The sequence below is a fragment of the Tessaracoccus palaemonis genome (assembly GCF_019316905.1).
GTDB classification, from domain to species: Bacteria; Actinomycetota; Actinomycetes; order Propionibacteriales; family Propionibacteriaceae; genus Arachnia; species Arachnia palaemonis.
Map to the genome: position 1 here is coordinate 3,001,505 of NZ_CP079216.1, position 13,916 is coordinate 3,015,420.

General features: G+C 70.5%; 16 protein-coding genes. 12 read left to right on the forward strand and 4 right to left on the reverse strand.

The genetic code is table 11. The features are described from left to right. The first annotated feature begins 1 nt into the window (after window position 1). From KDB89_RS13660 to KDB89_RS13690, 7 genes are all read left to right on the forward strand, one after another. Window positions 2-2,500 carry a phage tail protein gene (locus tag KDB89_RS13660; RefSeq protein ID WP_219081942.1) on the forward strand — a complete coding sequence of 833 codons (2,499 nt, stop codon included), beginning with the start codon at window positions 2-4 and terminating at the stop codon, window positions 2,498-2,500. Beyond that, window positions 2,493-3,530 carry a hypothetical protein gene (locus KDB89_RS13665; protein ID WP_219081944.1) on the forward strand — a complete coding sequence of 346 codons (1,038 nt, stop codon included), beginning with the start codon at window positions 2,493-2,495 and terminating at the stop codon, window positions 3,528-3,530. Before KDB89_RS13660 ends, KDB89_RS13665 begins: the two co-directional genes overlap by 8 nt. After that, window positions 3,518-4,153 carry a hypothetical protein gene (locus KDB89_RS13670; RefSeq protein ID WP_219081946.1) on the forward strand — a complete coding sequence of 212 codons (636 nt, stop codon included), beginning with the start codon at window positions 3,518-3,520 and terminating at the stop codon, window positions 4,151-4,153. The genes KDB89_RS13665 and KDB89_RS13670 overlap by 13 nt, the downstream gene beginning before the upstream one ends. Before the next feature lie 151 nt (window positions 4,154-4,304). Further along, the gene (locus tag KDB89_RS13675; protein ID WP_219081948.1) at window positions 4,305-5,012 is read left to right on the forward strand and encodes a peptidoglycan-binding domain-containing protein; all 708 of its coding nucleotides are present in this window, start codon (window positions 4,305-4,307) and stop codon (window positions 5,010-5,012) included. A gap of 13 nt (window positions 5,013-5,025) precedes the next feature. Then, the gene (locus KDB89_RS13680) at window positions 5,026-5,478 is read left to right on the forward strand and encodes a DUF2746 domain-containing protein (RefSeq protein ID WP_219081949.1); all 453 of its coding nucleotides are present in this window, start codon (window positions 5,026-5,028) and stop codon (window positions 5,476-5,478) included. Beyond that, window positions 5,475-5,741: a hypothetical protein gene (locus KDB89_RS13685; protein WP_219081951.1), complete on the forward strand. Its 267-nt coding sequence runs from the start codon at window positions 5,475-5,477 to the stop codon at window positions 5,739-5,741. The genes KDB89_RS13680 and KDB89_RS13685 overlap by 4 nt, the downstream gene beginning before the upstream one ends. Continuing rightward, window positions 5,728-6,000 (forward strand): hypothetical protein, encoded by a 273-nt coding sequence (locus KDB89_RS13690; protein ID WP_219081953.1) that lies wholly within the window; start codon window positions 5,728-5,730, stop codon window positions 5,998-6,000. Before KDB89_RS13685 ends, KDB89_RS13690 begins: the two co-directional genes overlap by 14 nt. 61 nt (window positions 6,001-6,061) lie before the next feature. Here the strand turns inward: KDB89_RS13690 and KDB89_RS13695 are convergent, their stop codons facing one another. Both KDB89_RS13695 and KDB89_RS13700 read right to left on the reverse strand, forming a co-directional pair. Then, on the reverse strand, window positions 6,062-6,343 hold the full coding sequence (locus KDB89_RS13695; protein WP_219081955.1) for a hypothetical protein: 282 nt from the start codon (window positions 6,341-6,343) through the stop codon (window positions 6,062-6,064). Further along, window positions 6,333-7,061, reverse strand: a complete 729-nt coding sequence (locus KDB89_RS13700) for a RelA/SpoT domain-containing protein (RefSeq protein ID WP_219081957.1) — start codon at window positions 7,059-7,061, stop codon at window positions 6,333-6,335. Before KDB89_RS13700 ends, KDB89_RS13695 begins: the two co-directional genes overlap by 11 nt. An 85-nt stretch (window positions 7,062-7,146) precedes the next feature. Here KDB89_RS13700 and KDB89_RS13705 point away from each other — a divergent pair, with 85 nt between their 5' ends. Genes KDB89_RS13705 through KDB89_RS13725 form a run of 5 tightly spaced genes read left to right on the forward strand, consistent with a single transcriptional unit; the run spans window position 7,147 to window position 12,079 of the window. Beyond that, a complete protein-coding gene (locus tag KDB89_RS13705) occupies window positions 7,147-7,503 on the forward strand; it encodes a hypothetical protein (protein WP_219081959.1) in 357 nt (118 codons plus the stop codon). Further along, the gene (locus tag KDB89_RS13710; RefSeq protein ID WP_219081961.1) at window positions 7,494-8,354 is read left to right on the forward strand and encodes a type II secretion system F family protein; all 861 of its coding nucleotides are present in this window, start codon (window positions 7,494-7,496) and stop codon (window positions 8,352-8,354) included. Before KDB89_RS13705 ends, KDB89_RS13710 begins: the two co-directional genes overlap by 10 nt. Next, window positions 8,351-9,226, forward strand: a complete 876-nt coding sequence (locus KDB89_RS13715; protein WP_219081963.1) for a type II secretion system F family protein — start codon at window positions 8,351-8,353, stop codon at window positions 9,224-9,226. The genes KDB89_RS13710 and KDB89_RS13715 overlap by 4 nt, the downstream gene beginning before the upstream one ends. 25 nt (window positions 9,227-9,251) lie before the next feature. Then, window positions 9,252-9,434, forward strand: a complete 183-nt coding sequence (locus tag KDB89_RS13720; protein ID WP_219081965.1) for a hypothetical protein — start codon at window positions 9,252-9,254, stop codon at window positions 9,432-9,434. A 2-nt stretch (window positions 9,435-9,436) separates the two neighbouring features. Continuing rightward, window positions 9,437-12,079, forward strand: coding sequence for a LysM peptidoglycan-binding domain-containing protein (locus KDB89_RS13725; RefSeq protein WP_219081967.1), 2,643 nt, complete (start codon window positions 9,437-9,439; stop codon window positions 12,077-12,079). Window positions 12,080-12,082: 3 nt separating this feature from the next. On the opposite strand, the gene KDB89_RS13730 is transcribed toward KDB89_RS13725, so the two are convergent. After that, the gene (locus tag KDB89_RS13730; protein WP_219081969.1) at window positions 12,083-12,973 is read right to left on the reverse strand and encodes a GRP family sugar transporter; all 891 of its coding nucleotides are present in this window, start codon (window positions 12,971-12,973) and stop codon (window positions 12,083-12,085) included. Window positions 12,974-13,310: 337 nt separating this feature from the next. Beyond that, the gene (locus KDB89_RS13735; protein WP_219081971.1) at window positions 13,311-13,913 is read right to left on the reverse strand and encodes a helix-turn-helix domain-containing protein; all 603 of its coding nucleotides are present in this window, start codon (window positions 13,911-13,913) and stop codon (window positions 13,311-13,313) included. Window positions 13,914-13,916: the final 3 nt, after the last annotated feature.

The window sequence follows — 13,916 nt, forward strand, 5'->3', positions numbered from 1 at the left end:
CATGGCAACAGCGACAGGATCGTGGGCCGGTTCCGGCAACCGCCGCATGAGGCTGATCGTCACCTACTCGCTGTCCTCCACGGACAGCAAGACGACGGTCGACATCTCAAGCCTGAAGGTCGAGGCCGTCTATGGCTTCTCGGACTCCGACAACACGCTGACCCGGTCCGGATCGCTGTTCGATGGCGGCGAAGGCGCAGTCGACATCGATGTCTCGTCGGGCGGCACGCAGACCCTGTGGTCGGGGTCGAAGACGGTCGATCGGGGTTCGTCGGATCAGAAGCTGACGATGGCATGGTCGCTGTCGGGCATCGACTACGTCGGTGCGACGGCCACGGTGTCGGCGACGGTCACCATCCCGGCCGTCCCCGCCCCCGACGCCCCCACGAGCGTCGGCATCGCCCGCGAGTCGATCTCATCAGTCAAGCTCACCTGGGGTGGCGGCGATGTCCACCACATCCAGGCACGACGCCGCGCAACCGCTGGCGACGCCACCTCCTCGTGGGGCTCCTGGGGCGACGTGTCGACCTCGACCCAGTCCTCCGGCGGTGTGTGGTCGTCGGCGTTCGACACCGGGTACGACTGGCAAATCAGGGTCCGGCGGCGCAACTCCGCGGGCGTGTACTCGTCGTGGACAACCAGCAGCAACTCTGCGCGACTCTACGACGCCCCCTCGGCGCCGACCTCGGCATCGGTGACCCGCACCAATGACGCCAGCCACAAGGTTGCCTTCGCGGGGGCGACAGCCACGTCTAAGCCCCTCCGCTGGGTCGACGTGCAGATCTACGGCGGTGTCTCGCAGGAGTGGCGCGACCAGGCGACGAGCCTGGCTGCCTCCACCAGGTCGTACACGTCGACGACGAACATCGCAGACAACACCGGCAGGTGGAGGATCCGCTTCAGGAACAGCGCAGGCAGCTCGGCGTGGGTCTACACATCGACCGCGTACGGCACGCCGAAGGCCACCAGCAAGCCAGCTGCGAAGCGCTCCGGCACCTCGAACGTCATCGTCAGCTGGACCAATAACGCCCGCTTCGCCGTCGGCCTCGACGTCCGCGCCGCATCCTCCACCGATGGCGGCACCACCTGGAGCAGCTACGCGGCCATCACTGGGCACACCGGTCTGTCTGCGTCGACGACCAGCCGCACCATCACCGGACTCGACGCCAGCCGGCTGTGGAAGTTCGAGACCAGGGTCTACGTCACCAGCCCGTCGACCCTGTCCGTCTACAGCGGTGGCGGGAACGTCCTCCAGCTCCTGTCCGCGCCGTCCGCACCCACCCTCCTGACGCCCCTCTCAACGATTTCCGATCAGGACCGCACGCGGTTCAGTTGGCGCCACAATCCCATCGACGGCAGCGACCAGGAGGCCGCCGAGGTCCGCTACCGGGTCGACGGCGCAGCGTGGACCACCCAGCAGACGGGCGTCTCGGACTACTTCGACACCCTCGAACCGCTCGCCGCGGGGGCGCTGGAGTGGCAGGCCCGCACCCGCGGATCGCACGCCGACTACTCCCCCTGGTCCGGGGTCGCGTCGCTGCTTGTCGCCTCGCCGCCGGCGGTCACAATCCTCGACCCCGTCGACGGGGCAACTCTCGCGTCCAACCGCCTCGTCCTCACCATCGGCTGGGACGACGCCCAGGACGCGGCGATGATCCGCCGCACCCGCCGCCTCCGAGACGAGGCGGGCGAGATCCTCGAGGAGGTCACCACCTCCGGCGCCACCGACACGATCACCTTCACGACCCGCCTGGCCGACGGCGGCAGCTACACCGCCGAGGTGGAGGCGACCTCAGGCACCGGCCTCACGTCCGGCGTCGCAAGCATCGCGCTGACCGTCGACTACATCGACCCCGTCGCGCCGATCCTCACAGCCGCCTGGGTCGAAGCATCCGGGCTCGCCGTCCTCGGCGTCGTGAACACCCCAGGCGACATGGGCGCCGACCCGCCGACGGCAGACACCGCCAGCAACAGGATCGAACGCTCCACCGACTCTGGCCTCACCTGGGCCACCGTGGTCGACGGCCTCGAACCCGACGGCGGCGCCACCGACACGATGGTCCCGCTGAACACGCGCGTCACCTACCGGGCGGTCGCGGTGTCGGCGATGGGCGCGGAGACCATCGGCGACAGCATCGACGTCACCACCACCTCCCACCTCCTCTGGATCGCAGGTCCAGGCGGTGACGTCGCAATCGAGTGGAACCTCGGCCTGCAGGCCGACCACGGCCAGGAGGTCGTGCTCGAGCAGTACTACCGGCGGCCCAAGCCAACCTCCCACTACGGCGACGGCCGCCCCTTCTCCCTGCAGATCTCGGCCGTCCTCGCCGAAGGCCACCGCGACACCTTCATCCCCGACCACCTCCTCGGAGACGACGTCTTCTGCAGGGACCCTGAGGGCCACGCGTTCTGGGCAGCGGTCACCTCCGGGCCGTCGCTGAACTCGTCCACCACCCGGGAGGCAACCGTGTCCATGACCCTGGAGGCCGTCGATGCATGACTCCTGGCGCGTCGACCTCCTCGACAGGCTCGACAACACGAAGTGTGAGCTCCCGCGCCTCGCATCGGGGCAGCTGTCCTGGAAGTCCGATCAGGCCGTGCCCGGCTCCGGGTCGATCACATGGACCCGCGACCCGGGCGTCGACATCGACTGGCTCAACGACCGGCTCCGCGTCACCCACATCGGCGACGACGGCGAGACCCCGATGGGAGTGTGGCTGCCGTCGATGCCCGGCTGGGACGTCGACGGGCCTGTGACCCGCGCACCGATCTCGCTGTCGGACAAGGTGGAGCTCCTGAACTGGCCCATCGGCGCGTGGCTGACGCTGCCGAAGGGGACGCTGGTCACGGCCAAGGTCGCGGAGATAGTCCGGGCCCGCGGCGGCGGCGCCACGCAGTCGACAGACTCGACTGAAGCCCTCACCAAGGCGATGACCTGGGAACCGACAGCGACCTGGCTCACTGTCGTCAACGATCTCCTGACAGCCATCACCTACCTACCCTTGACGGCGGACATGGCGGGCCGGTTGGTCGTGGCGCCGTATGTGGCGCCGGACAAGCGGATCCCGGTGGCGACCTACGGTGGCGCGGACGACGAGCTGCGGCTCAAGCCCCAATGGTCGGATCGCTCGGAGTTGTTCGCGATGCCCACCGGGGTCCGGCTCTACGTCTCCCGCGGGGGCACCACGAAGGGGTTCATCGGCTCAGCGGACCTGCCGGACAGTCACCCGCTGAGTGCTGCGAATCGTGGCGGCATCCCACGACTGTTGACGGAGAGCAGCGACGCCACCACGCGGGCCAAGGCCGCGGCGGCTGCGCAGCGCCGTCTCGATGAGCTGATGCAGCTGACCCGCACCATCACGGTCAAGCACCCCGTCGACGCCGTCCAGGTCGGCGACCTCATCACCCACGGGCCGCTCGGCATCAACGCCACGGTCGTCGACCGGAACGTGACTCTCGGCACGGGCGCCGTGGTCGAGGACTCCGTCCAGCACACCAGCACGGGAGGCGAGCTGCCATGGCCGACCTGACCAACGCGTTCCGCGAGCTCGCGCGGCTCTCCAAGAACGCGGCCCTGCGTAGTGAGGTGCCCACCATGTGGTGGGGCGCGGTCGTGAGCGTCGGCACCGACACGGTGTCGGTGGTCCTCGAGCAGGATGACTCGGTTGTCGTCCGTGAGGTGACGGTCAACGCTGCCGGTCCGTGCCTGGTCGGTGACGAGGTGCTGCTGATGAAGCAGGGCGCGGACCTGACCATCGTGGTGAACCAGACTGCGCAGACAAGGGCCTTGACGGACACGGGCTGGGTCACCTCCGGCGTCGTGACGTCGCTGACCGGCGTCACCGTCACGTCGCAGTACTGGCGCCGCCTCGGCATGACCGTCTATCTCGACCTGGACCTGCGGGCCACCGTCGCGACCACGGTCCCGGCCAGCGGCGACATCGGCAACACGATCTACCGCGTGCAGGTCGGCACCGCCTGGGCGCCGACCACGTCGGGCCCCGCGCAGGCACTACCCGGCGGACAGGCCGGCCGAGCCATCACCGGCTACATCGCATCCGGCGGGCTGATCTCCATCTCGGCCGTTGCAGGTACCACCAACATCGCCGTGGGCGACACGCTCCGCCTCGGCGGCTCGTACCTCCTCGGCTAACCGTCCACCCTCCGAGCCGTCCGCACCCCGCGGGCGGCTCTACCCATTCCCCCACCACAGAGGAGACCACCGTGTCTGAGCCCACCGCCGACCCCGGCACCAATCCTTACCCCGACAACGAGGAGATCGCGCAGGACGAGGAGGCGACCGAATGAGCAGCGCCGCGACCCGCACCGGCACCGCCGCCATCGCCTGGGCCAAGGCCCAGTCCACCAAGCCCAGCCGCAGCTGGCACAACCTCTGCCTCATGTTCGTCCGCAGCTGCCTCGGGGTCTCAGCCCACTACCTGACCGCCCGCCTCGCATGGCTCGGCGCCGAGCATCGCCACGAAACGACCAATGCCGCCTCGATCCCGGCCGGCGTGCCTGTCTTCTGGCGCACCGGCACCGTCAACTGGCACATCGCCATCTCCGCCGGCGACGGCTACTGCTGGTCCTCCGACATCGGCGGCAAGGGCAAGGTCGGCAAGATCGGCATCGACGCACTCTCGCGCGCTTGGAACGCGGAGCTCCTCGGCTGGACCGAAGACCTCAACGGCGTCAGGGTCTACTCCGGCAAGCCGATCTACGCCACCAGCCTCACCCGGATCCTCGCCAACGCCCGCGATCAGCAGCGCCCCCGCCCCCGCAGCAACGACGTCATCCGCCTCCAGCGCATCCTCAGACGCCTCAACTACATGGCCTACGACAAGCACGAGCACGGCCGCTACGGCCGTGTCACCCGCGCGGCGGTCGCCAAGGCCCAGCGGGCGCAGGGCTACAAGGGATCGGCCGCTGACGGCTACCTGGGCACCGCCACCCTGGCCTGGCTCGAGGGCAAGGCCGCCGGCACCAGCCTGGCGTTCCGCGCGGTGCGCTGACCCAGGAGGCCTCATGCCCGGATGGCTCCCCTCCTGGGAGATCATCGGCCCGCTGCTGATCGCGGTCGCTGCCGTCATCACCGCTGTCGGGTCACTCACCAAGGTCCTCACCGAGGTCCGCGCCATGCGGCTCGAGCAGAACCAGATTCGTGAGCAGGTCCAGAACTCACACGGCACGAACCTGCGCGCCGACCTCGACGTCATCCGCGACGAGATGCGCGACGGTCTCGGTCAGGTCCGCAAAGACCTCGCCGAGGTCCGCGACAACTCCCACCGCCACGACAAGGAACTCTCCCGCCTGGCCGACGGGCAGCTCGCGACGACCCGCGCAGTCATGGACGGCCTGGACCGGCTCTCAGATGCCGACGCCGAGGACCGGAAACGTGCCGACGCCGAGCATCTGCGCCTCTGGCAGGCCCTTCGGGCACGGATGCACAACTACCCACCACAGGAGGAAGACTCATGACCCCCACTCAGATCGCGGCCGCACGCGGCCGCCAGACCCTCGTCGACGGCCTCATCGCCGCCGTCCTCGTAACCGGCCTCGCGCCACTGATCGGCGCGGTCCAGTCCGCCACCGGATGGGCCGACCTCGCCGCGTCCTGGCAGACCTGGACGTGGAGCATCGCTCAGGCCTCCATCGTCGCCGGCGTCACGGCTGTCGTCTCATGGGCGCGCAGGCGCTTCGTCGAGCCCGCTGCGGATGGGGGCAGTGATGGCGACCAGTAACACGCTCCGCGCAGCAGCCAGTGATGTGGATCTTGCGGCGCGGGTCAACGCTCTCGCCGCTGCGGCGGGCAAAGGCCCCGTCACCTCCGCCCAGATGGGCCAGCTCGTCGCGCTCGCCGGGATCGCCGACGCCTACGAGTCCGCCACCCTCACCCGTGACGCGTATCTTGCTGCGACCCCGAGAGTTGTCGGCTCCGACCTGTCCGCAGTCACGGACGCCAAGCTCCGCGAAGCGCTGACCTCGCTCGAGATCCTCTGACCTGCTGACGCAGAGAACCGCCCCCGCTCTTCGGAGTGGGGGCGGTTTCTTTGCGTCAAGATCAGTCAGTCGCTGCAGCCGCAGCCAGGATCCTGTTCAGCGTATCTTCGAGAGCCGCGGAGGGGGCCGTGAAGTAGTTCGCGTGCGTGATTCGGATCGTGTCCAGCGAGTCTGAACCGACGAGAACGATGTCCATCCAAGCCGAGTCGCGGAACTTGCGCTCCACCTGCTGGTATGACTCGACGGCGGCCGCGGCGTCCGTGCCGAACTCCAACGTCTCAACGAGATGCCCCGCGTGGTGGTCGTAGATCAGCAGGAAGTGCTTGACCTCATCATTGCTCACGTGTGTCCACCTCCTTATTAAGGGTGTAGTCGATCAACTGTAGATCGCGAAGGGCCTCGGTGACAAGCTGAGGAAGCTCTTCGCCGCTCTCGTGCTTCGACACCAGGTGCGAGATCCCCCGCATGGAACGCTGGAACGCGCCTTCGCCATCCTGCTTGTAGTTCACCCCTTGGATGCTTGACTGTTCCTCAACCAGTAGCGCCCAGCGGTGCATAGGTTGAGTTCGAATCTGTACCTCGATGGGCTTCGGGGTTCGTCCATACTCGGCCACGACGTGCAGAGCACGGTAACCGGAAGCTCGGGGGGTGGTGATGTAGTCGATCTCCTCCAGTATTGGTCGGCGCCGCCGGAGCCACTTCGCCACGTTGTAGACGTCGTCCAGGGAGCTCACGACGACACGGCAGCCTCCGATGTCGCGCATCCTGTCCACGGAGCATGTGGTTTCACGCTCGGTGACCTTCTCAAGAATCGTGCTCATGCGCTTCAGCCGTTGCGTCACCTGGGCGTCGATCTCGAGGCTGCGCACCGCCCAACGGAGGGAGTTGTTGGCGCTGACGAGAGGCTGGCTGAAGCTTGCTCGCCATCGCGTGATGCAGTCAAGGACGTCTCCGAGCTCTTCGTCCGTAAGCGTCCGATCACCGCGGGCGTGCTTGCGTAGGCGGCTGCCGGCCTTCTTAACCTGGTTGGCGCTTGGCTGCGGTGCGACGACTAAGGCCATGGACGTACGCTAGCGGGTGGATGAAGCCGACGCGCAGACTCGGCTGGTGCAGGCAGCTGTCCATGGGTATAACCACCATGTACAGGTGGGAGCTGGGACCCTGTCCACGACCCACTCGCACTCGGCCTCCTCCACCATCGACCGGCTCGCCTCCCGCGTGGCCCAGGGCCGGGTGCTCAGCATCGACGACGCCATGCGCCAGATCGCCCACCACATCGACTTCATCGTCCACGTCACCCTGCGCGACGAGGCCTGGCGGGGAGGCGTGAGGTCACGGTTCGTCTCCGAGGTGCGCCAGCTCACCGGGGCAATCGAGTCAGGCAGACCGTCGACGCACCTCGTCTACCGGAAGGCCACCGAGACGTCCTCCGAGGTGTTCGCACCCGAGGCGGCGATGTCCGCCGAGCTCGCGCCGTTCATGAGGGCCGGATCATGGGGGTGAGCGTCGCGGCGGCGGCGGGCGCCGCGCTCTGCCTCGGGATCGTGCTGATCATCGCGGGGCTGCGCCGCCGCGAGCGCGAGTTGTCCACACGTCCATCCACAGGCCTGTGGGTAACCGGGCTGGAACGGTGGAGAACCATGTCCCGCGGCCGCCGGGCCTGGATTGTGGTGGCGTTGGCGCTCGGGCCGCTGGCCGCCGCGGTGAGCGGCTGGCCGCTGGCCGCGGTGCTGCTGCCCGCCGTCCTGATCGTCGTGCCCGGCCTCCTCACGCAGCCCGCCCAGCCGGAGATCGACGTCCTGGCGGGGCTCGACCGTTGGGTCCGGCTCGTCAGCACCTCACTCACGTCGGGCAAGTCCGTGCGCGACGCGATCGTCGCGACCCGCGCCCAGGCCCCGGACGTCCTGAAGGAACCCGTCGCCCGGCTCGTCGCACGCCTCGACCAGCGGTGGACCATGCGCGATGCGCTGTTCGCGATGGCCGACGAGCTGAACCTGGCCGACGCCGACGCGGTCCTGGCGGCCCTCTCGGTGGCCGCTGCCAGGGGCGGGGGCGGCGCGCGGGTGACCCTCGGGGCGCTGACGGACTCGTTGCAGGACCGCCTGCGGGCGCTGCGGGAGGTCGCTGCCGAGCGTGCCAAGCCCCGCGCCGTCGTCCGCCAGGTCACGGTCATCACCCTCGTCGTGCTCGCGATGGCGGTGCTCATGAGCCCACAGTTCTTCGCCCCGTACACGACGCCCATGGGCAGCCTCCTCGCGGCGGCGCTCGCCGCCACCTACCTCTGCTGCCTGGTCATGCTCCGCCGCAAGACGGTGCCGCCCCCGGCCCCGCGGTTCCTGAGGAGCCAGCCATGAGCCTCCTGATCGTCGCCGCCGGGATGTCGGTCGGGCTGGGCGTCTACCTAGTGCTGCGAGGCTCGCTGCGCCGCACCGTCGCGCTGGGCGACGCGCTCGCCCTGCTCGATCCTCCCCCTGCCGTGTCGGTCGTCGCCGAGGGTGCGGGCGGCCTCGAGGGGCTCGCCGAGTCGGTGCGGCGCGGCCTGCGGATCCCGGTGTCCGCCGGCCAGCTGCGGCTGCTGAACCTCCAGGGCCGCAGCGTCGGGGACTTCTTCGCCGAGAAGCTGGTGTGGACCGCCGCCGGCATCCTGCTCCCCGGGCTGTGGGCGGGGGTCCAGCTCGCCTTCGGCCGATCGCCCGGCGTCCTGCCTCTGGTCCTGTCGCTGCTGTGCGGCCTCGTCGGGTTCTTCGTCGCCGACGTACGGCTGCGCGGCGGCGCGCACCGCGAGCGACGGGCCGCGACGGACGCCGTCCACACGTTCTTCGACCTCGTCGTGCTCGAGCGGCTCGCCAACGCCTCGGCGGCCCAGTCGGCCGCCAACGCGGCCGCCGTATCGGACAGCCCACTGTTTAGGCGCATCAGCGCCGGCCTCGAGCGGGCCCGACTCGAGCAGACCCAGCCCTGGGGCGAGCTTCGCCGCGTGGCCGTCGAGTGGGACATGCCCGAGCTCACCGACTTCGCAGACATCATGCAGCTCGAGGAACAGGGCACCGGCCTCGCCGACGTACTGCGCGCACGTGTGCGCGAGCTCCGCGACGCCCACCTCGCCCGCCAGAAGGTCGAGGCGCAGGAGACGAGCGAGTCCATGTCGCTCTGGATGTCGCTGCCCGCACTGCTGCTCGGCGTCGCACTCCTGGCGCCCGCCCTCATGAACCTCCTGACCACCTGACCAACCACATCGAGGGGACACGACCATGCCAACCATCCACGCACTCATCGGCGCTCTGATCCAGGTCACGAGGCCGTCGCCGCCGCCCGACGAGCGCGGCCTCAGCCAGAGCACCGAGAACGCGATCCTGCTGGCCGGCGCCGCCGGCATCGCCCTGCTGATCGTCACGGTCATCACCGCCTACGTCACCGACAACCTGCCCGGCTGACCGTGCCCGCCCCCGTCCGCACGGCCGTGCGAGCCCTCGCGTCCCTCGCCGCCCTGGCAGCGGTGCTCGTCGGCGTGCCCTGGTTCCTGGCACGCTTCGCCGACCCGCGCCCGCTGCTCGCGGTCGACTGGCCTCGGGCTGTCTCGGGGCCCCCGGACGCCGAGCTGCTCGTGGCGCTGCTCGGACTGCTGGGCTGGGCTGCGTGGGCATACCTCACCGTCGCGGTCGTGCTGGAGGCGGCCTCGCTGCTGAGTCGGCGAAGGCTCGCTGTCACGTTGCCGGGCACTGGCTGGCTGCGGCCGACCGTGGCGGCCTTGCTCGTCGCGGCCGCCGCCTCGCCCGTGGTTGCGGCCTCGGCGGATCCTGGGCCGGCGACACCCCCCGCTCCAGGGACGAGGGATCCGGCCGCCGAGAAGTCGGACCCGGCCGAGTCGCTGGACGAGAGCAGCACCCATGTCGTCGGGGCCGGGGAGGAGCTGTGGGACATCGCCGAGCAGCAGCTCGGCTCCGGGGACCGCTGGCGGGAGATCGTGGAGGCCAATCCGGGACTCGACGCGACTGCACGGCTCAAGCCGGGGACCCGGCTCCGCCTGCCCGAGCGACCCGGCGCGGCCAGGGCCGCCGGCAGCGCCGAGACCAGAGTGGTGGTGCAGCGCGGCGACACCCTCTGGGGGATCGCGGAGCAGGCCCTCGGCGACCCGCTCCGGTGGCCGGAGATCCACGAGGCGAACCGGGAGCTGGTCGCGGACCCGGACGAGATCCAGGTCGGCTGGGTGCTGCGCCTCCCCGAGGTGGTCGAGGAACCCACCGATGCGGCTGCGGAGGAGGCGCCGGTCGGCGCAGAGCCACCGGCTCCGACACAGGAGCCTCATGACTCAGTCCGGGCGGTCGCCGACCCGGCTGATACCGGGACCCTGAGCGTCGCACCTGTCGAGACGCGCAATGCCGCAGACGAGGTTCCCGTGTCATCAGCCACCGCGGAGACGTCCCTCCCGACCGGACCGGGGGCGGACACCGCAGCGATGCCCTCGGCCGGGCAGGTGGCCGCGATCGGCGCGGCGCTGGCGGCCGCGGTGCTCGGCGGCCTCGCCACCCGTCGGCGCGCGCAGCTGCTCGGCCGTGCGGTCGGGCGTCGGCTCGTGCCGATCCCGGACCAGGTGGCCCGGTTCTGGACGGCCCTGTCGCAGCGGGCCGAACAGCATGAGCCGGGGCCGATGCGGGGGATCACGCCCACCACCGTCGTCCTCGGCTGGGACGATGACGACGCGCAGGTGCTCCTCGACCTCGCGGTCGAGCGCGCGACCCGGCTGACCGGTCCGCAGGCCGAGGCCCTGCTGGCGGCGCTGGTGACGGGCCTGTCGTGCGCACCCTGGTCGGACGAGGTGCAGCTGATTGTGGCGGGTGACACCGCGTGGGCAGAGGCCCTCGACGATCCCCGCATCGAGGCGGTGGCCTCACCCTACGACGCGATCACCCGGTTGTCCCGACTCTGCTCCGAGCGCCGACTGGCCCTGCGCTCGCGGACGCTGGGCGAGGTGTCGTCGGATCCGGACACCGGTCAGGCATGGGCGCCGGTGGTGTTCGTCTTCGAGCGCCCTCTCACAGGAACCCAGCCCGACGCCGTCGCCGACGCGCTGGCGCTGGGAGAGGTGGGCGTGCACGTGCTGTTGACCGGCGATCCACCGCTGCCCCACGGGCCGTCGACCACCGTCGAGGCGGGATCCGACCTCGCCCGCTGGGGAGACCTGGAGTTCACCCCCCAGCTCGTCAGCGGGCCGGCCAGACGGGCTCTGATCGACCTGTTCGAGGCCACGGGCTCCCCCCGAACACTCCCCGCCCCCTGGTGGGGCGACCCCGGAACCCAGCCCATCGACCCGAGCGAGGAGCCCGCCATGACCGGTCAGCCCACCTCCCCTGGGCACCCGCAGGTGCTGCTGCTCGGCGACGTCGACCTCGTCGACGCGACCGGTCCTCTCCCGAGCCGCGCCCGCACCTCCTGCATCGAGTACGCCGCCTGGCTGCTCGCCCATCCCGGCTCCCGCGCGTCGACCATGGCGTCGGACCTGCTTGTCGCCGAGGGGACGCGACGCTCCAACATGAGCCGGCTGAGGACGTGGCTGGGCACCGACCCGGACGGCACGCCCTACCTGCCCGACGCGTACTCGGGTCACATCTCGCTCGACCCGCGGGTCAGCTCCGACTGGGAGCGATTCCAGGCACTGCTCGGCGCGGGCGTCCAGGGGTCGCCTGACGCGGCCCTCAGGTCGGCGCTGCGGCTCGTGCGCGGCCAGCCGCTGGGCACCGCAGCCTTCCAGTGGCCGTGGGCCGAGACGCTCCGTGCCGACATGGTCGCGATGATCGTCGACGCGTCATGCACGCTGGCCGACCGTGCCATCCACCGCGGTGACGCTGGCCTCGCGCTGTGGGCCGCGGGCCGCGGCCGACTCGCGGCACCCAGGGACGACGAGGTCGCGGTGCGGGAGATCGACGGGCTCGCGCTCGCCGGGCGCGGAGACGAGGCGAGGGCGGCGGTGCTGGCCGTGACCCGCGCGGCGCGAGCGGCGGGCCGCGATCTCGCCCCTCACCTGGCCCTCAGGATCAGCCTCGTGCTCGAACGGGAGCGGGCGGTCGCCCCGGCGGGCTGACCCTCAGACGTCCAGCGACTTGGCGTAGCCGACGACGAACGCCCCAGCCACCACGAGCGCGAGGCCCGCCAGCGTCCAGATGAGCTCCCTGCGGGTGCGGTGCTCCCCCAGCCACCAGATGCCGCCGAGCGTGGACAGGATGACGCCGAGCTGCGCGAGCGTGAACCCGGTGGCGACGCCGACCATGGAGCTGGTGATCATCAGCACGAGGATCGCGATGGCCCACAGCACGCCGGCGACCATGAACGGGACGGTGGCGCGGCTCCAGCGGGTGTCGCGGCCGTCGCCGGCGCGCATGATCCGGGGGCTCGTCAGGACCAGAGCGGCAAGTCCGTAGCCGACCGCCTGCGGCAGCATCGCGTCGCGGCCGCTGATGCCGAAGTACTGCACGATCACCAGGAAGCCGACCAGACCCACCGTGGAGGTGGCGAGCAGGCGTGCGCCGAGCCGCCAGTCGAGCTGGTCGCCCTCGGCGCCCCTCTCGCGTCGCGACGTCAGCCAGACGCCCGCCACGAGCATCGCGATGGCGACGAGGCCGACGGGCATCGCCCCGGCACCGCGCCACTCGCCCATCAGGACGACGCCGGCGAGCGAGGCCGCGACGAGCTGCAGGCCGGTGGAGATCGGCATCGTCCGCGAGACGCCGAGCACCCGCAGGCAGCGGGTCTGGTCCCGGATGCCGATGAACGCGCTGACGCCGGAGATGAATGAGATGATCACGATCCGCGGCGACCACTGCGCCGCCAGGAAGGGCGTGGCGACAAGGGCTGTGAGGAAGGCGCCCGCGAAGATACCGAAGACCTTCTGCCTGTCGTCGCCCTGCCAGCGCCCGAGGATCAGCGAGAACGTGCCGAACAGCAGTGCCGGGCTCGCGGCGATCAGGTAGGGCAGCATCGGGGTCCTTCGGGATGCGCGCCGCTTCGCTGCGCGTCGTAGTCAAACGCAACAAAGCCTAGTGGCCGACTCCCGGCCATCAGAAGCGGGCCCTCGCCCTCCCGCTCCCCGAGCCCTCCCGCTCCCCGAGCCCTCCCAACTCCCCCGAGCTCTCCCAGCTCCCCCGAGCCATCGCAGCTCCCCCGAGCCCTCCCAGCTCCCCCGAGCCATCGCAGCTCCCCCGAGCCATCGCAGCTCCCCCGAGCCATCCCGGCTCCCCGAGCTCGTCGAGGGGCGCCGAGCGGAGCGAGGCGTCAGCCCCGTTCGCCCCTTCGACCAGCTCAGGCGACATCGTCTCCTACCTGCTGACGACGCTCGGCTGATCCTCGGCCACGAGCGGGAACGCGTGGATGAACACCTTCACGCGGCGCTGCCCTGGAGCCTCCTTGTCGCGGGTGGCGGCCACCTCCTCGACGGCCGCGTCGAGGGCAGCCTGCAGGCGCTCCGTCAGCGCCGCCAGCTCGTCGGCGGTGAGCGAGAGCGACGCCTCCGCGTTGATCGCTGCCTCCGACCAGGCCTCGTCCTCGCCGTCGACGGCGTCCGCCCAGGCCACCTGGAGCTCTGCGGCCCGACGAGACCAGTGCTGCAGCGTCACGGCGGCGGCCAGCTTCGACTCGTCGTCGACGACGCTCTCGAGGCCGTACGAGAAGCCCTCCGGCCGCCACCAGCGCTCGCGCGCGCTGCCGCGCTCCGTGTCCTCTGACACCAGCCCGTGCCGCTCCAGCTGTCTCAGGTGGTAGCTCGTCTGCCCGGAACTCTCCCCCAGCGCGCGCGCCAGCATCGACGCGGTCGCCGACCCGTGGTCCTTCAGGTAGTCGTACATCCGCATCCGGAGCGGGTGCGAGAACGCCTTGAGCGTGTCGGAGTCGACGAATCGGCGGGGGCTATTGACCTCGGACATAGT